This window comes from Ruegeria sp. AG1, assembly GCF_056541705.1.
The window spans coordinates 202856-221281 of the sequence record NZ_JBQFYU010000004.1 but is presented as its reverse complement, the minus strand read 5'-3'; the positions used below and the strand labels follow the sequence as shown (position 1 = coordinate 221281).

The 18426-nt window shown below is 58.4% G+C and carries 20 protein-coding genes and 1 tRNA gene; 12 read left to right on the top strand and 9 right to left on the bottom strand.

Annotated features, from left to right (window positions below; translation table 11 throughout):
* Positions 1-58: 58 nt before the first annotated feature.
* Positions 59-1093 carry an RluA family pseudouridine synthase gene (locus tag ACR0B5_RS07560; protein ID WP_480539624.1) on the bottom strand — a complete coding sequence of 345 codons (1035 nt, stop codon included), beginning with the start codon at positions 1091-1093 and terminating at the stop codon, positions 59-61.
* Here ACR0B5_RS07560 and ACR0B5_RS07555 point away from each other — a divergent pair.
* On the top strand, positions 1092-1400 hold the full coding sequence (locus tag ACR0B5_RS07555) for a DUF6476 family protein (RefSeq protein WP_170551447.1): 309 nt from the start codon (positions 1092-1094) through the stop codon (positions 1398-1400). The two genes, ACR0B5_RS07560 and ACR0B5_RS07555, sit on opposite strands and share 2 nt — an antisense overlap.
* Here ACR0B5_RS07555 and lipB read toward each other — a convergent pair.
* Positions 1397-2053: a lipoyl(octanoyl) transferase LipB gene (gene lipB / locus ACR0B5_RS07550; RefSeq protein WP_170642200.1), complete on the bottom strand. Its 657-nt coding sequence runs from the start codon at positions 2051-2053 to the stop codon at positions 1397-1399. The genes ACR0B5_RS07555 and lipB overlap by 4 nt on opposite strands.
* Before the next feature lie 39 nt (positions 2054-2092).
* Positions 2093-2752 (bottom strand): DsbA family oxidoreductase, encoded by a 660-nt coding sequence (locus ACR0B5_RS07545; protein WP_480539622.1) that lies wholly within the window; start codon positions 2750-2752, stop codon positions 2093-2095.
* Between the two features lie 130 nt (positions 2753-2882).
* On the opposite strand from ACR0B5_RS07545, the gene ACR0B5_RS07540 reads away from it, so the two are divergent.
* Positions 2883-2969 (top strand) — tRNA-Leu (locus ACR0B5_RS07540).
* A 680-nt stretch (positions 2970-3649) separates the two neighbouring features.
* Here ACR0B5_RS07540 and ACR0B5_RS07535 read toward each other — a convergent pair.
* Entirely contained in the window at positions 3650-4066 is a 417-nt protein-coding gene (locus ACR0B5_RS07535; protein WP_480524535.1) for an HIT family protein, read from the bottom strand.
* A gap of 307 nt (positions 4067-4373) precedes the next feature.
* Between ACR0B5_RS07535 and ctaD the strand changes: the two genes are divergently transcribed.
* From ctaD to ACR0B5_RS07520, 3 genes are all read left to right on the top strand, one after another.
* A complete protein-coding gene (gene ctaD / locus ACR0B5_RS07530; protein ID WP_170470015.1) occupies positions 4374-6032 on the top strand; it encodes a cytochrome c oxidase subunit I in 1659 nt (552 codons plus the stop codon).
* 145 nt (positions 6033-6177) lie between these two features.
* Positions 6178-6777, top strand: coding sequence for a DsbA family protein (locus ACR0B5_RS07525; RefSeq protein WP_480539620.1), 600 nt, complete (start codon positions 6178-6180; stop codon positions 6775-6777).
* A gap of 44 nt (positions 6778-6821) precedes the next feature.
* Positions 6822-7313: a DUF2244 domain-containing protein gene (locus tag ACR0B5_RS07520; RefSeq protein ID WP_480539618.1), complete on the top strand. Its 492-nt coding sequence runs from the start codon at positions 6822-6824 to the stop codon at positions 7311-7313.
* 10 nt (positions 7314-7323) lie between these two features.
* On the opposite strand, the gene ACR0B5_RS07515 is transcribed toward ACR0B5_RS07520, so the two are convergent.
* Positions 7324-7809: a GatB/YqeY domain-containing protein gene (locus tag ACR0B5_RS07515; protein ID WP_480539616.1), complete on the bottom strand. Its 486-nt coding sequence runs from the start codon at positions 7807-7809 to the stop codon at positions 7324-7326.
* 182 nt (positions 7810-7991) lie between these two features.
* Between ACR0B5_RS07515 and carA the strand changes: the two genes are divergently transcribed.
* Positions 7992-9158 carry a glutamine-hydrolyzing carbamoyl-phosphate synthase small subunit gene (gene carA / locus ACR0B5_RS07510; RefSeq protein WP_480539614.1) on the top strand — a complete coding sequence of 389 codons (1167 nt, stop codon included), beginning with the start codon at positions 7992-7994 and terminating at the stop codon, positions 9156-9158.
* Between the two features lie 94 nt (positions 9159-9252).
* On the top strand, positions 9253-11136 hold the full coding sequence (locus ACR0B5_RS07505) for a glycosyltransferase (RefSeq protein ID WP_480539612.1): 1884 nt from the start codon (positions 9253-9255) through the stop codon (positions 11134-11136).
* Between the two features lie 95 nt (positions 11137-11231).
* Here the strand turns inward: ACR0B5_RS07505 and ACR0B5_RS07500 are convergent, their stop codons facing one another.
* A complete protein-coding gene (locus ACR0B5_RS07500) occupies positions 11232-11879 on the bottom strand; it encodes a GntR family transcriptional regulator (protein ID WP_170470033.1) in 648 nt (215 codons plus the stop codon).
* Positions 11880-11979: 100 nt separating this feature from the next.
* On the opposite strand from ACR0B5_RS07500, the gene ACR0B5_RS07495 reads away from it, so the two are divergent.
* The 3 genes from ACR0B5_RS07495 to ACR0B5_RS07485 all read left to right on the top strand — a co-directional run bounded on the left by ACR0B5_RS07495 (position 11980) and on the right by ACR0B5_RS07485 (position 14229).
* Positions 11980-12624 carry a pyrimidine 5'-nucleotidase gene (locus ACR0B5_RS07495; protein WP_170642214.1) on the top strand — a complete coding sequence of 215 codons (645 nt, stop codon included), beginning with the start codon at positions 11980-11982 and terminating at the stop codon, positions 12622-12624.
* Between the two features lie 86 nt (positions 12625-12710).
* Positions 12711-12959, top strand: coding sequence for a hypothetical protein (locus ACR0B5_RS07490; RefSeq protein ID WP_170470040.1), 249 nt, complete (start codon positions 12711-12713; stop codon positions 12957-12959).
* 73 nt (positions 12960-13032) lie between these two features.
* Positions 13033-14229, top strand: coding sequence for a UbiH/UbiF family hydroxylase (locus tag ACR0B5_RS07485; RefSeq protein ID WP_480539610.1), 1197 nt, complete (start codon positions 13033-13035; stop codon positions 14227-14229).
* 11 nt (positions 14230-14240) lie between these two features.
* Here ACR0B5_RS07485 and ACR0B5_RS07480 read toward each other — a convergent pair whose 3' ends face one another.
* Complete coding sequence (locus tag ACR0B5_RS07480; RefSeq protein WP_480539608.1) at positions 14241-15368, bottom strand: aminotransferase class V-fold PLP-dependent enzyme; 1128 nt, start codon at positions 15366-15368, stop codon at positions 14241-14243.
* A gap of 231 nt (positions 15369-15599) precedes the next feature.
* Here ACR0B5_RS07480 and ACR0B5_RS07475 point away from each other — a divergent pair, with 231 nt between their 5' ends.
* A complete protein-coding gene (locus ACR0B5_RS07475; RefSeq protein ID WP_170470049.1) occupies positions 15600-16301 on the top strand; it encodes a GntR family transcriptional regulator in 702 nt (233 codons plus the stop codon).
* A 6-nt stretch (positions 16302-16307) separates the two neighbouring features.
* Here the strand turns inward: ACR0B5_RS07475 and ACR0B5_RS07470 are convergent, their stop codons facing one another.
* On the bottom strand, positions 16308-16766 hold the full coding sequence (locus tag ACR0B5_RS07470; RefSeq protein WP_170376412.1) for an Lrp/AsnC family transcriptional regulator: 459 nt from the start codon (positions 16764-16766) through the stop codon (positions 16308-16310).
* Positions 16763-17218, bottom strand: coding sequence for an Lrp/AsnC family transcriptional regulator (locus tag ACR0B5_RS07465; RefSeq protein ID WP_480539606.1), 456 nt, complete (start codon positions 17216-17218; stop codon positions 16763-16765). The genes ACR0B5_RS07470 and ACR0B5_RS07465 overlap by 4 nt, the downstream gene beginning before the upstream one ends.
* Before the next feature lie 131 nt (positions 17219-17349).
* Between ACR0B5_RS07465 and ilvC the strand changes: the two genes are divergently transcribed.
* Positions 17350-18372 (top strand): ketol-acid reductoisomerase, encoded by a 1023-nt coding sequence (gene ilvC / locus ACR0B5_RS07460; protein WP_170457922.1) that lies wholly within the window; start codon positions 17350-17352, stop codon positions 18370-18372.
* Positions 18373-18426: the final 54 nt, after the last annotated feature.

Genomic DNA, 18426 nt, shown 5'->3' with positions numbered 1-18426 from the left:
TGAAATTAAGCTTGGGTAAAGGAAAGCTAAGAAACTCTTACTCACAGGAGTTTGCATATTATGACAGAGGCGTGCGCAGCGTTTCAATCAGGTCCTGCATGTCCTGCGGCAGATCCGCTTCAAATCGAAGGTTTTCGCCTGTTACCGGGTTTTCAAAGCCCAAAACGGCGGCATGCAACGCCTGACGCGGAAAGGCGCGGACGGCCTCAGAGCTTGCCGCACTGAACGCTTTGACCGCCAATTTACGTTTGCCGCCATAGACCGGATCACCGACCAGACCATGGCCTGCATGGGCCATGTGCACGCGAATCTGATGTGTACGCCCCGTTTCCAACCAGCATTCCACTAGTGCGAGCCCCGCCGGGGCACCAAATGTATCGACCACGCGCGCACGCGTCACCGCGTGCCGTCCTCCGTGAAACAGAACCGCCTGTTTCTGGCGGTCGGTCTTGTGCCGGGCAAGCTGAGTGGTCAAGCGCATAATGTTGCCCGGCTCGAAACTGACACCTTTGACACCCCGCAAGCGCGGATCATTGGCATCCGGCACCCCGTAGCAAACCGCTCGATAGTAGCGTTCAACACTATGCGCCTCGAATTGCGCCGCAAGCCCGTGGTGAGCTGCATCCGACTTGGCGACCACAAGAAGCCCACTGGTTTCCTTGTCGATCCGGTGAACGATGCCGGGTCGTTTGACCCCGCCTACGCCGGATAAATCCGCCCCGCAGTGATGAAGCAATGCATTCACAAGCGTTCCGCTTGGCGAGCCCGGCGCGGGATGCACGACCATGCCGGCAGGTTTGTTCACCACAATCAGGTCGTCATCCTCGAAAACCACCTCCAGCGGGATATCCTCGGGGCCGATATGGCTGTCTTCGGCTTCTGCAACCGTGATGACCACCACGGCCCCTTCCGCCACCTTGGCCTTCGGATCGCGCACCTCAGCGCCCTCGACCAGAACCGAACCTTCCTCGATCAAACGCGCCAGACGGGTGCGTGACAGGTTTTCCTCGGCTGGAACATCCCGCGAAAGCGCCTTATCAAGGCGAGGCGGCGGAGCGGCCGCGATCTGAAACTCAACCTGTCGGGTGCCCATGACTGTCCCTTCCGAACCTCAAGAAGAACCGCAGGAAACGCCACAGCTGAGGCTGCTTCGGCGCATGGTCATGTTGCTGACCGCGGTGATGATTGGCGGGGTTCTAGTGACATTCGCACTGATTGTCATCCGGCTATCGGACCGGACCCCAACCCTGCCCGATCAGATCGAACTGCCGGATGGAGCCAAAGCACAAGCGGTAACGATCGGGAACAACTGGTATGGCGTCGTCACTGACGACAACCGCATCCTGATCTTCGACAAAACCACTGCGAAACTACGGCAAGAGATAGTGCTGGAGCCCTAGGCGTCGGCTTGTTCGAAGACTTCCGCAAAGGTCTTTTGCAGGGCAGTATCCACATCTGCCATGGTCACCGGCAACCCCAAGTCAACCAGCGATGTCACGCCGTGTTCCCGAATGCCGCAGGGCACAATGCCCGAGAAATGGTCCAGCTCAGGCTCAACATTGATCGAGATGCCGTGAAAGCTGACCCATTTTCGCAGGCGCAGACCAATAGCGGCGATCTTGTCTTCCGCGGGTTGTCCAGTGATCGTCAGTGGCTTGTCGTCCCGCTGCACCCACACGCCAACACGTCCGTCGCGAATCTCGCCTTTGACGTTGAACTCGTCCAATGCGGCGATCACCCAGATCTCGAGCTGCTTTACAAACAGGCGCACATCACGGCCTCGCTTGTTCAGGTCGAGCATGACATAGGCGACGCGCTGGCCGGGGCCGTGATAGGTGTATTCCCCGCCACGCTTGCTTTCATAGACAGGGAACCGGTCAGGGTCGGTTAGATCCTCGAGTCGCGCAGACGTACCCGCCGTGTAAAGGGGTGGGTGTTCCAGCAGCCAGACGCATTCGTCAGCCTCGCCTGCCGCAATAGCCGCCACGCGCGCCTCCATAAAGGCGACGGCCTCCTGGTAGTCGGTCAGCCCGTCTGAGATCTTCCATTCCATGCTTGCCTCATACCGCGCCGGTTGGTTGGGGGAAAGAGGTCACGCGGCCTCTTCCAGACATTGCTTGAGGACATTGGCGTATGTCTCGACCCCTTGCGCCCCTGTAGTCAGGTATTTCCCGGCGAACACCATCGAAGGCACGCCGGAAATGCCGCGACTGGTCCAGAATTGCTGTTTCTCCCGCACCGAGGCCTGATGATCCCCGGATGCCAAAGCCGCCCGCGCGGCTTGCGGGTCCAACCCGGCAGCCTCAGCCGCGTCTGCAAGAACATCGATGTCAGAGACATCCTTTTGATCCGTAAAATACGCTTTAAAGAGCGCCAGTTTCAGCGGATGCTGCCGCCCCTGCCCCTCGGCCCAGTCCAACAACTGATGCGCCTGGAACGTATTCACCATGCGGCTGTCGTCGGTGAAATTGAAATCAAAGCCAAGCTCTGCCCCAATCGAGGTCAGCCTCTCTCGCGCCTGCGCGCTTTGCTCGGCGGTGCTGCCGTATTTCTCCATAATGTGTTCGCGCAGGTTCTGCCCTTCGGCTGGCATCTGCGGGTTCAGCTCGAACGGATGCCACCTGAGCCGCGCGAGTACGTTTTGCTGCTGCAACGCCTGATCAAGCTGTTTGAAGCCGACGATACACCAAGGACATACAACATCAGAGACAACATCAATCTGAACAACGGGGCGGGTATCAGGGGTGGTCATCGGGGGCTCCTACAAGGCGGTTGGCTGTTAAAGATATGAATGCCGGTGCTGAATTTAAACCAACGCGCTTTTGCCTCTTCACATCCGGGTTCCAAGGGTCTATACGCCGCGCTACCAAGTCATTGGCAGTGCGGTCGTGGCGGAATTGGTAGACGCGCAGCGTTGAGGTCGCTGTGGGGTAACTCCCGTGGAAGTTCGAGTCTTCTCGACCGCACCAACAAAAACAATAGCTTGGCCGCTTCCCCTCGATGCCGCGACTTTTCTTTGTAACTTAAAAGTTGCTTTGCGTTCGTCTTTGACGGATCACCATTGCCGCGCCTTAGCTTTCCTACTGTTGCATAGCAAAACGACTTGAGCGCCATGCAGGTTGTTCAAGGCACCTAGATACGCGATCTTGTTTGGCGGGCTGAAGGACCGGCGGCGCGTGGCGATAAGGTAGGACTAGCGCCCCAAGACGTTCCTGTTCGAAACCGCGTTCGTCGCACGCTTTTCCTATTGGCTATGCGTCCTGAGCCTAGCGCATCAAATGCCTTGATCGAATCGCTGAGGCGCCCAAATCCACGTACAATCCCTACGCACGCGCCCCTCTGTTTCCAAGCTGCAGCTATCGGTCATTTCAACCCTGCAATATTCGACAGCAATTGTGGCCATTTAAGTAAAAGCTTAACCAAATTCCATTAAACCGGCATACATTCGCCCGGTTAAAGAGTAACATTGTCCTACCAGTCTTGAGTGAGTGGTATGTTAACCGGTAACCCGGATCTGCTCCGGTGACCCGTAATGTGTATGAGTACGAGTCTGCCGTTCCGACCCCAAATCGGAACGGCAATTTCGTTTCCGGGCTATGCTTAAGGCAGTTCGGACGGCCCGATACCCGAATTCCCGCATCGCCGAGAGCTAGAGCGCCGCCTTGATCTGCTCGGCGTGTTTAGCGATCACTTCGAAATCTCCCATCTTGCCGGGTGCGCGCAGGGGTTCACCTTCATGTCGGGGCAGAATGTGGAAATGCAGGTGGAAGACCTCCTGCCCGCCTGCGGCTTCGTTGAACTGCTGAATGGTCACCCCACCGGCGTCGAACGCCCGCTTGGCAGCGCGGGCCAGTTTCTGAACGGTCGCCATAACGGCATTCAACTGCTCGGGCGTGGCGTCCAGCACATTTCGGCAAGGGGTTTTCGGGATGACCAACAGATGACCATCGGCGCGAGGCATGATGTCCATGAACGCCAGCGTCTCGTCATCTTCGTATACGCGGGTCGAGGGGATTTCGCCGCGCAGGATTTTAGCGAAAATATTGTCCGGATCATATGCTGACATGTCGGGCCTCTGAAATTGCAATGGGTTCAAAGGAGTTCTGCGGTTCGAACGTGCGTCGGTCAAGGCGGAACTCGGCCGATTCAGGCTGACGAACCTTCGTGACCTCTTGAAAGCTGGGATGAAATAGCCAGATTCGAGCCATCGATGATCTGAATTCGCGGCGCAGCGCTCTGCCCGCGACAATTATTCTTGATCCAGATCAAACTCGGCCATTGAAGGCAACCTCAACGCAATCTAAAACCAGCAGTAATCCCGCGCACCGGAGAGGTCTGGTTGCGCGGCGTAGTTGCAACAGGAGGCACCTAAAATGGCAGACGCAGCCATTCATGGCCACGATCATGAAGACGAGCGCTCGTTCTTTCAGCGCTGGTTCATGTCGACCAACCACAAGGACATCGGGATTCTCTACCTGATCTTCTCGGCTATCGCCGGGTTCATCTCGGTGGCAATGACCGTTTACATGCGGCTTGAGCTGATGCACCCCGGTGTACAGTACATGTGCCTGGAAGGCTTCATGGCCGATCCATGTACACCCAACGGCCATCTGTGGAACGTGATGATTACCTATCACGGTGTTCTGATGATGTTCTTCGTTGTCATTCCCGCCCTTTTCGGCGGATTTGGTAACTATTTTATGCCGTTGCAGATCGGCGCGCCAGATATGGCGTTTCCGCGGATGAACAACCTGTCCTTCTGGCTGTACGTCGCTGGTACCTCTCTGGGTGTGGCCTCGCTGCTCAGCCCCGGCGGTAACGACCAATTGGGTTCAGGCGTGGGCTGGGTTCTTTACCCGCCGTTGTCCACGACCGAGGGCGGCATGTCCATGGACCTCGCGATCTTCGCCGTTCACGTTTCGGGCGCGTCATCGATTCTGGGCGCGATCAACATGATCACCACCTTCCTGAACATGCGTGCCCCGGGGATGACCCTGTTCAAGGTACCGCTGTTCAGCTGGTCGATCTTCGTCACCTCGTGGCTGATTCTGCTGTCGCTGCCGGTTCTGGCGGGCGCGATCACCATGCTGCTGATGGACCGTAACTTTGGCTTCACCTTCTTCGATCCGGCTGGCGGCGGCGACCCGATCCTCTATCAGCACATCCTGTGGTTCTTCGGCCACCCGGAAGTGTACATCGTGATCCTGCCCGGCTTCGGCATCATCAGCCACGTGATTGCAACCTTCGCACGCAAGCCGATCTTCGGTTACCTGCCGATGGTCTGGGCGATCATCGCGATCGGCGTTCTGGGCTTCGTCGTATGGGCGCACCACATGTACACCGTTGGCATGTCGCTACGTCAGCAGGCCTATTTCATGCTGGCCACGATGGTCATTGCGGTTCCGACTGGTGTTAAGGTCTTCTCGTGGATCGCGACCATGTGGGGCGGCTCGATCGAGTTCAAGACACCGATGCTGTTCGCCTTCGGCTTCCTGTTCCTGTTCACCGTTGGCGGTGTGACAGGCGTGGTTTTGTCGCAAGCCGGTATCGACCGTGCCTATCACGACACCTACTACGTTGTGGCGCACTTCCACTATGTGATGAGCTTGGGTGCCGTCTTCGCGATCTTCGCTGGCGTCTACTTCTACTTCTCGAAGATGACAGGCCGTCAGTATTCGGAGTTCTGGGGCAAGGTTCACTTCTGGATGTTCTTCATCGGCGCCAACCTGACCTTCTTCCCTCAGCACTTCTTGGGTCGCCAGGGCATGCCGCGCCGCTATATCGACTACCCTGAGGCATTCGCTCAGTGGAACTTCGTGTCGTCGATCGGTGCTTTCGTGTCCTTCGCTTCGTTCCTGCTGTTCTTCGGCATCGTGTTCTACGCCCTCTTCCGCGGCGCAAAGGAAACCCGTCCGAACCCGTGGAACGAGTACGCGGATACTCTGGAATGGACCCTGCCGACCCCGCCGCCCGAGCACACGTTCGAGCAGCTGCCAAAGCAGGAAGACTGGGACAAAGGCCACGCGCACTAAGCCCGACCTGAGAAACAAAGAAACCCCGCCATCCCGGCGGGGTTTTTCTTTGCGCATTTACCTTTTGGAACAACACATCGCCAGATCGGGCAAAATAGGCTATTCTGGTAAGGGAAACTCATCCGGCAATCCGGGGAGGGTCCAGATGCCCGAAATTGACTTTTGGTATTCGATCGGCAGCACATACAGCTTTCTGACGATCATGCGCCTTGATGATTGGTGCACTGAGAACGACGCCTCAGTTCGTTGGCGCCCGTTCAACGTGCGCAGCGTGATGTCCGAACAGCAGAACGTGCCCTTTGCAGGTAAGCCGGTGAAATCTGCATATATGTGGCGTGATATCGAACGCCGGGCGGCCAAGTATCACATCCATGCCAAGCTACCTGCACCCTACCCCATTTCGGACCTGCCTCTGGCCAATCAGATCGCCCTACTCGGGATGAGTGAAGGTTGGGGCAAGGATTTCACCCAGAACCTCTACCGGATCTGGTTTGAAGACGGCGTTGAAGCAGGCAGTGAGACCGCTCTGTCAGAGGCCCTTTTGCGGTGCCAGCAAGATCCCCGCCTTGTCCTTTCCCGCGCGCGCAGCCCCGATGCCGTCGCGGCGCTAGAGGCTGAAACTGACCACGCAAAACGCCTCGGGGTTTTCGGCGCACCCAGCCTAGTCGTAAGGGGCGAGGTTTTCTGGGGCGATGACAGATTGGACGATGCGCTGTCTTGGGTCCGGGTTGGCCACGTCGTGTGATCTTTAGCCTTAGACAGCACATAACTTTGCGCTAGTTTTCCACTATGCCCTATCAATGGAATCATACCTCGGACACCGAACAGGAATTGCGCCTCTGGCCGCATAACTCATTGCCCCCGCGCGGCGCGATGATCGTGATCCTGTCGGTCTTCACGTTCGGCCTTATTCCCATTCTGGCCATGCTGGGATCGGTTGTCCTATGGGGGTTGCTGCCCTTCCTGTTGCTGACGGTTCTGGGCCTGTGGCTCGCGATCCAGACGAACTACCGTGCACGCAGCGCGGTCGAGGTTTTGACACTCAGCGGCTCCCAGGCGCGACTGGTCCATCAGTCTCCAGGAAAACAGCGGCAGGAATGGTCTTGCAACAGGTATTGGGCCCGCCCCGAGATGCACGAAACCGGTGGGCCAGTGCCGCACTACGTGACCCTGATCGGAGCTGGTCGCGAGGTCGAGATTGGCGCGTTTCTGTCCGAGGATGAGCGGATCACCCTCTATGACGACCTGATAGCAAAACTGCGCGGACCGGCCACGCAGTAGAGGTTCAGCCTCAGCAGTCGCCGTTCGAGGCGGCACATAGATGGTCTTTGACCATCGGACCGACCTTGCCGAAATCCATCTGACCGGTGTAGCGCGTCTTCAACTCGCCCATCACCTTCCCCATATCGCGGATCGAGCCCGCTCCGGTCGCAATGATCGCGGTCTGAATCGCTTTCGAGACCTCATCTTCATCCAGTTGCTTGGGCAGGAATTCCTCGATCACCGAGACTTCCAGCAATTCCCGTTCCGCCAGATCCAGACGCCCGCCCTCTTCATAGGCACGGGCGCTTTCCTTTCGCTGCTTGGTCATTTTACCAAGTATTTCAAGAACCTCGGCGTCACCGCAGCCCTTGGCCTCTTCGTTTTGCGAGCCGCGCGCGGCGATATCGCGATCCTTGATCGCAGCATTGATCAACCGCAGAGTCGACAACCTTTCAGCTGCTTTGTCTTTCATCGCTTGCTTCAGGGCGGCATTCACCCGTGATCGCATGTCCATATGGTTTGTCCATCCCCATGACAAAGGAACCCCGAACATATCCAAACAAAAAGCGTGATACAACAGGGGGCGAATACCGGTAAGCTATTGAAAAACAACAATAGCCTAAAAAATGATCAGACTTGACCCGAACGTATAACCCCCTTAGGTATGCGCCGATTTACCTGCAGGAGAGTTGCGCCATGGCCCAGAACGCCCCGTCCAAGCCCACCGCATGTCTGGCTTTGGCCGACGGAACTTTGTTCTACGGAATGGGATTCGGCGCCACCGGACAGACCGTGGCCGAGCTGTGCTTCAACACTGCCATGACCGGCTACCAAGAGATCATGACCGACCCCTCCTATGCGGGACAGATCGTTACCTTCACCTTCCCGCATATCGGTAATGTCGGCGTGAACCCCGAAGACGACGAAACCGGCGATCCGGTGGCTGCGGGCATGGTCGTCAAATGGGACCCGACCGAGCCGTCAAACTGGCGCTCGGCCGAAGAGTTGAAGGGATGGTTGGAGCGTCGTGGCCGTATCGCGATCGGTGGCGTAGACACCCGCCGCCTGACCCGCGCGATCCGCCAGCAGGGTGCGCCGCACGTCGCATTGGCCCACGACCCCGAGGGCAACTTCGATATCGAAGCACTGGTGTCCGCTGCGCGCGGCTTTGCGGGGCTTGAAGGGATGGACCTCGCGAAAGACGTCACCTGCGCCCAAAGTTACCGCTGGGATGAGATGCGTTGGGCCTGGCCCGACGGCTATCAGCGGCAAGAGGCCCCTGCCCACAAGGTTGTCGCCCTTGATTTCGGCGCAAAGCGCAACATCCTGCGCTGCCTGGCGTCGGCCGGATGTGATGTAACCGTTCTGCCCGCAACTGCCACCGCGGCCGAGGTTCTGGCCCATGAGCCCGACGGTGTCTTCCTGTCCAACGGCCCCGGCGACCCGGCGGCCACTGGCGAATATGCCGTGCCGATGATCAAGGAGATCCTCGACACCACCAAGCTGCCGGTTTTTGGCATTTGCCTTGGTCACCAGATGCTGGCCTTGGCGCTTGGCGGGCAGACCGTCAAGATGAACCACGGCCACCACGGCGCGAACCACCCGGTCAAGGATCTGGAAACCGGCAAGGTCGAAATCACCTCGATGAACCACGGATTTGCGGTCGACGCGCAGTCGCTGCCCGACGGCGTGGTTGAAACGCACCGTTCGTTGTTTGACGGCTCCAACTGCGGCATCCGTATGACCGACCGCCCGGTGTATTCGGTTCAATACCACCCCGAGGCCTCCCCCGGACCGCAGGACAGTTTCTATCTGTTCGAGCGTTTCTCCAGCGCAATGGCGGACGCAAAAACACAGGCATAAACACCATAACCCCTGTGTTTATCACAGTTAACCGCGTGTTAACCTTAGTTGATCAACCCTGACGCCAACAAAAGGCGTCGGGGTTTTTTCTTTTATGGTTGATTTGAACGCACAACAAATCTCTGCAACACATCCTATCCCGTCGCCTGAGCTTCGCAAACCCGTAGGGGCATGTCTGGTTGATGCAGGGGTGATCACGCAGGACCAGCTGGATCACGCGCTGGACCTTCAGGCCCGCCAGAACGCTCCGCTCGGAGAAATTCTGGTGAGTGAGGGCTGGGCCAGCCGCAAAGACGTTCTGGCCGCTTTGTCCGCGCAAACCAACCTGCAGATCGCCGATCTGGTGCAGACCCCGCCTTCTGCTGAGCTAAGCGCTCTCAAACCCATGGAGTTCTGGCTTCGCCACAATGTGATCCCTTGGCTACGGATCGGTCCGTTTCTATTTGTCGCCACCGCGCGCCCGGATCGCTTTGCCACGGTGTCGGTCGAAATGGCGGGCGGCGATTTAACCATCGTTCCGGTTGTCGCTGTTGCCGATCAGATCGACCGCTCGATTGCGCAGATCTTTTCGGACCAGTTGGCCCAAAACGCCGAGGCCCGCGTGACCGAGGATCAAAGCTGCCGCACCTGGACCGCCTGGAGCCGAACCCGCAGCGCCAGCATTGTTGCGCTGGCGTTACTGGCCTTCGTCTCGTTTCCGCTGACTGGAATGGCCGTTCTGGCGACCGCGGCTGTGGTGTCGCTGCTGTTGTTCATGATCGTGCGGTTCTTGGGCCTCTTGGCCTTTGCCCACCAAGCTTTGCGGCCGCAGCCTGCACCCTCCTCGCCGGTGACCGCTCTGCGGCAGCCCTGCGTGTCGATCATGGTTCCTTTGTACAAAGAGCGTGAGATCGCAGGAGCGTTGATCCGGCGCCTTCAGCGCCTGACCTACCCCAAGGCGCTTTTGGACGTGATTTTAGTGCTGGAGGAAAAAGACGATGTCACGCGGGACACATTGTCAAAGGTTGACCTTCCCGGTTGGATCCGAACCATCGAAGTACCTGAGCTGAACGGCCTGACCACCAAACCTCGCGCCATGAACTACGCTTTGGATTTCTGTCGGGGCGACATTCTCGGGGTTTGGGATGCCGAAGATGCCCCACAACCCGACCAGATTGAGCGGGTCGTTGATCATTTCACGCAGGCTGCACCTGACGTTGTCTGCCTCCAAGGCGCGCTGGATTACTACAACCCGCGCACCAACTGGCGCTCTCGCTGCTTTACCATCGAATATAACAGTTGGTTCCGCGTAATTCTTCCGGGGATCGCCAAGCTCGGGTTCGTGGTCCCTCTGGGCGGCACGACCTTCTTTTTTCGCCGCGACAAACTGCTGGAGCTTGGCGGATGGGACGCCCACAACGTGACCGAGGACGCCGATCTGGGCGTGCGCCTCTGCCGCGCCGGCTACCGGACCGAGATCGTGAACACCACCACCTTTGAAGAGGCCAACTTTCGCGCCTGGCCTTGGGTCAAGCAACGCTCCCGCTGGCTCAAAGGCTTCATGGTCACCTATCTTGTCCATATGCGTGCACCGCTGCGCCTGCTGCGAGATCTGGGGCCGCTGAAATTCATCGGCATTCAGGCATTTTTCATGGGTACGGTCGGGCAGTTTCTGCTGGCCCCCGTCTTGTGGATGTTCTGGCTGACCACCCTGGGGCTGAACAACCCGTTCCTTCAGGTGATCCCGATGCAGACCTTCAAAACCCTGATCTGGCTGTTTCTGGCCGCAGAAGCGTTGAATTTCATCATCGGCGTCATCGCCGTCTGGGCGAAAGAGCGGCGCTTTCTGCTACCTTGGGTGCCTACCATGATCCTTTATTTCCCGCTCGGGGTCGTGGCGGCCTACAAAGCATTGTGGGAACTGGCCGCCAAACCGTTCTTCTGGGACAAAACCCAGCACGGGCAGGCCTCCGAGGACCTGCCTCCGCAGAACGCCTAGATCGCTTTGCGTTTGATTTGAATCGAAATACGCTGCCTCTCCCTACGGTCGAACGCGCATTTCGAAAACTTTACCTGAGAATAACGCAAAACGCTTTAGCCGTCGCGCCGGATCGCATCCTGCTTCAAACGGGTCATGAACGCGACCGAGATATGCTCTTTCAGCGCTTTCGCCGCGCCCTCTTCGTCCCGCGCGGCGATGGCTTCGACGATACCCTTATGTTCGCTCTGCGCGATTTCACTGCGCCCTTGCGCCGCCAGAGACGTGGTCGCCATCAGCGCCATGGTCCGATGCACAAGGTCCAGTTGCTGCACCAGATAACGGTTGTGCGAGGCCAGATGGATCTGCTCGTGAAACCGTCGATTCGCGCGCGACAGAGCCGCCGGATCATCGACCAGCGCATCATCCTCGGCGACCATCTCCTGCAACACGCGAATTTCTTCCTCGGTCGCATGTTTAGCCGCGAGGCTTGCGGCCAACCCCTCCAACTCGCGCCGCACGATGTAAAGCTCGGCCATCTGATTGTGGTTCAGGGATGCCACGATCAGCGACCGCCCGTCCCGTTCCAGCAGAGACTGCGTTTCCAGACGTTGCAGCGCTTCGCGAATGGGGGTGCGGGATACACCAAACCGTTCGGCCAATTCGCTTTCGACCAGACGATCTCCGGGCTTGTAGATACCGACATCAATGGCGTCGAGTATCAGCGTATACGCGTCTTTGCTGGGGTGTCTGGATTGGGGCATGGGGCGATTGGTCTCCTCGTTCGAACCTGTCTATCCGTCCTGACCGCCTGCAATCAAGTGCGGCATTGAAAACTCGCCCGCAGCGCCCTACACCCAAGGCATGGTTAAACCGTCCTTCAGCCACGTCACGCAATGGGTGTTCGATTTGGACAACACCCTCTACCCGCCGCAGATGCGCCTGTTCGATCAGATCGAGGTGTTGATGACGGATTACGTCGTGCAAGCCATCGGCGTCGACCGGGCCGAGGCTGACCGTCTGCGCGGGCACTACTGGCGTGAATACGGAACCACTCTGGCTGGTTTAATGGCCGAGCATGATCTGGACCCCGACCCTTACCTGCATGCGGTTCACCAAGTCGACTTGAGCCATATGGACCCAGACACCGAACTGGCTGACCACATACGCGCCCTGCCCGGTCGCCGCATCGTCTACACCAATGGCAGCGCCCCTTATGCCGAGCGTGTCCTTGAAGCGCGTGGGCTGACCGGTCTGTTTGATGCCATCTACGGGGTCGAGCATGCCGGATATCGGCCTAAACCCGAAAAGGCCGCGTTCGAGGCAATCTTTACACAGGACGGGATCACAGCGGAGACGGCCGCGATGTTCGAAGACGACCCGCGAAATCTGGCTGCCCCACATGAGATGGGAATGCGCACGGTTCACGTCGCACCCGACCCGCATGATGCCGATCATATCCACCATCATACCGACGATCTGACCGCCTTTCTCGCCCGCCTGCGATAGGCTGTCACACTGCGACGATCTGTATATTCTGCAGCTGCAAAATCATCCCTATATGCCGGTCTGCGACGAACAGAACGGAGACCCTGATGACCGCGACAATGATGCCGCAGCGCCTGCCGATTTGGCAGCGCCTTCTCTTTGCAATTCCCCTCTTTGGCTGGATGGCCCGCGACGTGGCCGATGGCCGCCCCGAGGACCTGGGCTATACCGCCGCTGCGATTGTGAGCATGTGGGGCTGTTCGGCATTGCTGTTTGGTCTGCCGGGCCTATACATCCCTGCACTGATGATGGTTCCGGTGATGTTTCTGGTCCTCATCCTGATTTCGCGGGGCTGACACGCGGGACAGGATGTCGCTTGGCGCAGGGGCATGAACCGAACTAGGTTTTGCCGGGAACGGAGAATGCGCCATGACTGACAGCTGTGATATCCTGATTTCCGGCGGCGGCATCGCCGGGCTGACCGCTGCCGCCGCATTCGGCGCCGCTGGGTATAAAGTGGTATGCGTAGACCCAACACCGCCAATCACCGAACGCGACGTGGATGGCTCCGACCTGCGGACCACCGCGTTTCTGCAACCCTCCCGCATTTTGCTGGAACAATGCGGATTGTGGGACCGGCTGGACAGCCACGCCGCACCGCTGCAAGTCATGCGGATCGTTGACGCAGGCGGAGACATTCCCGAACCGCGCGTTGTGCGGGACTTCAACGCCTCGGACATTTCCGAGCAACCCTTTGGCTGGAACCTGCCCAACTGGCTACTGCGGCGCGAGATGGTTGCGCGTCTGTCAGAACTGACCAATGTCGATTTCCGTCCTGGCACCGCGACGGTCAGCCTGTTCACTCGTACCGCCGAGGCCCGAGTAGGGCTGAGCGACGGCAGCCGCATCCGCTGCAAGTTGGTGATCGCCGCGGACGGGCGCGACTCACCGATGCGTGAAGCCGCCGGGATTTCCGTTCACACCACGCGTTACGGCCAAAAGGCCCTGGCCTTTGCGGTGACACACCCCATTGCACATGAGAATGTCTCGACCGAGATCCACCGCTCTGGCGGGCCATTCACCCTGGTGCCCTTGCCCGATTGGCAGGGTCAAGCATCGTCGGCCATCGTCTGGATGGAGCGCGGCCCGCGCGCGGTCGAACTGCTGAACCTCGACGCGGACGCCTTTGAGGCCGCGATGACAGAACGCTCCTGCGGGTTGTTTGGACCTTTGAAGCTGGCCTCACGCCGCACAATCTGGCCGATCATCAGCCAATCCGCCGAACGGCTGTCGGGCGAACGTATTGCCCTGATGGCCGAAGCCGCGCATGTCGTGCCGCCCATCGGCGCGCAGGGTCTGAACATGTCATTGGGCGATCTGCGTACTCTGCTGGACCTCGCACAGGCCCGGCCAGAAGGTCTGGGCGACGCACAGATGCTTGAGGCCTACCACAAAGCCCGCCATACCGAGATCGAACTGCGGGTCAAAGGCATCGACCTTCTGAACCGCACCTCTATGCTTGAGGCGCGGCCCCTGAGGGACGCGCGTGCTATGGGCCTCAACGCGCTTTATTCCATGGCGCCGGTGCGCAAAACGTTGATGCAGATGGGCCTCGGTATGCGCTGAGGCCCAGTGGCTTACAGAACCTGATCCAACACGCGCTTCAAACGCGCAATCGTGCCATCGACATCATAGAGCTTGTCGAGCCCAAACAGACCCAACCGGAACGTGCTGAAACCGGCAGGCTCATCACATTGCAGAGGCACGCCAGCCGCGATCTGCATCCCCAAAGCGGCGAATTTCTTGCCGTTCTGGATCTCGGGGTCGGCCGTATAGCTGACCACAACGCCCGGAGCGCCAAAGCCCTCGGCCGCGACTGAAACGATGCCCTTGTCCTTCAGCATCGCGCGTACGCCATTGCCTAAGGCCCATTGCGCCTCACGCAATTTTTCAAAGCCGTAGTCCTGCGTCTCGGCCATCGTATCGCGGAACGCGCGCAGCGCGTCGGTTGGCATGGTCGCGTGATAGGCATGACCACCATCCTCATAAGCCTGCATGATTTGCCGCCACTTCTTGAGATCAATGGCAAAGCTGTCGGACTGGGTGTCCTGCAACCGCGCCTCGGCCCGGTCCGAGAGCATGACCAGACCAGCACAAGGCGACGCGCTCCACCCTTTCTGCGGGGCCGAGATCAGAACGTCCACACCGGTGGCCTTCATGTCGACCCACACGCAGCCCGACGCGATGCAATCCAGAACCATCAGCGCGCCGACCTCATGCGCTGCTGCGGCCATGGCCGAGACAAAGTCATCCGGAAGAATCACCCCGGCCGAGGTTTCCACATGCGGGGCAAACACCACATCCGGGCGCTGCTCGCGGATCGTCGCAACCACATCGTCAATTGGTGCGGGCGCAAACGGCGAAGGACTGTCGTTGCCTGTCTCACGCGCCTTCATCACCGTGACCGATCCAGTCAGAGCGCCGTTTTCGATAATCTGGCTCCAACGGTAGGAAAACCACCCGTTGCGCACCACCAAGACATTGGCATCACGGGCAAATTGACGGGCCACGGCCTCCATCCCATAGGTGCCACCACCGGGGATGATGGCAACGCCATCCGCATTGTAGACCTGTTTCAGCATGCCCGAGATATCGCGCATCACCTGCTGAAAGCTCGCAGACATATGATTCAGGGATCGGTCCGTGAACACAACCGAAAATTCTTCGAGGCCATTTGGGTCGATGGAATCCAGCAAGGCGGGCATTTGATGTCCTTTCAATCATTGTTGACGGCACCTTCAACACATTATCATTTCGGGTAAAGCGCATTTCCGACGAAAAGGTGACGCAAAGTCACCTTTGTTTTTCAGTAAAAATTAACACTCAAACACACCATTATTTTAGTATTGACGCCAACTAGTATCACACACCCTTTACACTTCTGCGTGCTTCTGCCCAGATGCATACACTTTTAAAACGAAGGGAAATTAAAACCCGTGACTGCAAATAAGCGGATCAGCTTTCAGAGTGTTCGAGATGAGGTAAAGCGCAGGATCGAAAGCCGAATTTGGCCTCAGGGATCATTGCTGCCTACCGAGACCCAGCTGGCGGAAGAATTCAATTGCGCCCGCGCGACCGTCAACCGCGCCCTGCGCGAACTGGCCGATCAAGGGGTCGTCGAACGCAAACGCAAAAGCGGAACACGCGTCAAGAAAGAGCCCAGCAAACATGCCAAGCTGGAGTTTTCGTTGACTCGTCAGGTGGTTGAAAACCAGAACGCGGCGTATCGCTATGCCCTGGTCGAGCGCAACGTTGTCACCAGCCCCGGCTGGCTGGCATCGCAGCTCAGCGTCGCGCCAGATGCGCGCATCCTGCACGTCATTTGCATGCACTACTCCGACAACAGACCGTTTCAGTTAGAAGAGCGCTGGATCAACCTAGAAACCGTCCCCGAAGTCGAGCAGGCCGACCTGAGCGACAATGGCCCGCACGAATGGCTGCTGAATGCAGCACCGTTCACCGATGCCGAGGTTGCCTTTTGCGCCGTGTCAGCCGACAGCCGATTGGCCGAGTTCATGGGCACCACCGCAGGCACGTCGATGATTCAATTGGAGCGCACAACCTGGAAGGATGAAAAACCCCTGACCTTTGCGCGGATGACGCATCATCCGGGCTTCTGCATCCGCACCAAATACTGATCCCGTTCAGCCGATCGGTCCGGGCAAACGTTCTTCGCTGAGCAAAACATTTGCCTCGACATCGCCGGCACCCGGAAGGGTCATGATCCGCCGCCGCAGGACCCGTTCGAAATCCGACAGATCTCGCGCCACCACGCGCAGGCGGTAATCGTATAACCCCAGAACGTGCTCGACGGTCTGTACCTCGGGGATGGCGCTGACGGCGCGTTCGAAATCCTCAAGACTCACCTGACCCTTGCGTGCCAGTTTAACTCCTAGGAAGACGGTGACGCCGAACCCCAAAGCCTCGGCATTCAGGCGAAGACGACGGCCCTTGATTACGCCCGCCTCTTCCAGCCGGCGAATGCGCCGCCACGTGGCGGGTTGCGACAGGTCCAGACGACGCCCAAGCGCGCCGGCGCTTTGGGTTGCGTCCTGAACCAGCGCGCGCAGGATCTTGCGGTCGATCTCATCCAGCTCGATCATACTGGCAGCACCTCGTCTCGTTTGAGGCGCGCGATGTGCATCAAGGCCTCGATATCGGCGATATGCGGTAGGGTCAGAATGCGGTCCCGATAGACCTGCTGATAGTGCGCCATATCCCGCGCCAAAACCGAAAGGCGCATATCCACGCGGCCAAGGAAGGTCTGAATTTCGATCACCTCGGCAACCTCGCGCGCGGCCGCGGTGAATTCGTCAAACGCCCGCGCCTGCGTCTTGTCCAGCGTGATCCGCAAAGAGACCTCAACCGCGTAGCCCAAAGCAGCCCAGTCGATCACGGCCTCTTGGCCTTCAATCACCCCTGCCGCCTGCATTTTTTCGATCCGTCGCCAGCAAACACCCGAACTGATGCGGCACCGTTCGGCAAGATCCGCTGTTGTCAGGCTTGGCTCCGCCTGAAAATGGCGCAGTATCCGCCGATCAACATCATCAAGCATGATTTTTTCACGTTTCCACAATTCAGAGAATTATTCTTCATCTTTTTTACAAATACTCAATCTCAACCCTATCGCCAATACCAAAGGCTCAGGCTAAAAGCACAGCAATCGAAACAGAAAGGACCAGCGAAATGCGCGTCTATTACGATCGCGATTGCGACATCAACCTGATCAAAGACAAAAAAGTTGCCATCCTGGGCTATGGCTCGCAAGGCCACGCGCACGCGCTGAACCTGCGCGACTCGGGTGCGAAGAACCTCGTTGTTGCTCTGCGCGAAGGTTCGCCCTCGGCCAAGAAAGCCGAAGCTGAAGGTCTGGAGGTCATGGGTATCGCCGAAGCGGCCGCATGGTGCGATGTCATCATGTTCACCATGCCCGACGAATTGCAGGCTGAGACCTACAAGAAATATGTGCATGACAACATCAAGCCCGGCTCGGCCATTGCATTCGCCCACGGCCTGAACGTCCATTTCGGCCTGATCGAGCCGAAAGAAGGCGTCGACGTCATCATGATGGCCCCCAAAGGCCCCGGCCACACTGTACGTGGCGAATACACCAAAGGCGGCGGCGTGCCGTGCCTTGTTGCCGTCAACAACGACGCAACCGGCAAAGCGTTGGAAATCGGTCTGTCCTACTGCTCGGCCATCGGTGGCGGTCGCTCGGGCATCATCGAGACCAACTTCCGTGAAGAATGCGAAACCGACCTGTTCGGCGAACAGGCCGTTCTGTGCGGTGGCCTGGTAGAGCTGATCCGCTGCGGCTTTGAAACTCTGGTCGAAGCGGGCTACGCGCCCGAGATGGCCTATTTCGAGTGTCTGCACGAAGTGAAGCTGATTGTTGACCTGATCTACGAAGGCGGCATCGCCAACATGGATTACTCGATCTCGAACACGGCTGAGTACGGCCAGTACGTCACCGGCCCACGTATCCTAAAATACGACGAGACCAAAGCGCGTATGAAAGAGGTTCTGAACGACATCCAGCAGGGTAAATTCGTTCGTGACTTTATGCTGGAAAACGCTGTTGGCCAGCCGACCATCAAAGCGTCGCGCCGTGCCAATGACGAGCACATGATCGAGGAAACCGGTGCCAAACTGCGCGCCATGATGCCCTGGATCTCGGCCGGTAAAATGGTCGACAAAGAAAAGAACTAAGCCCGGCTCCGTCGGCGAAAGGGCGGCCCACATGGCCGCCCTTTTTCATTTGCA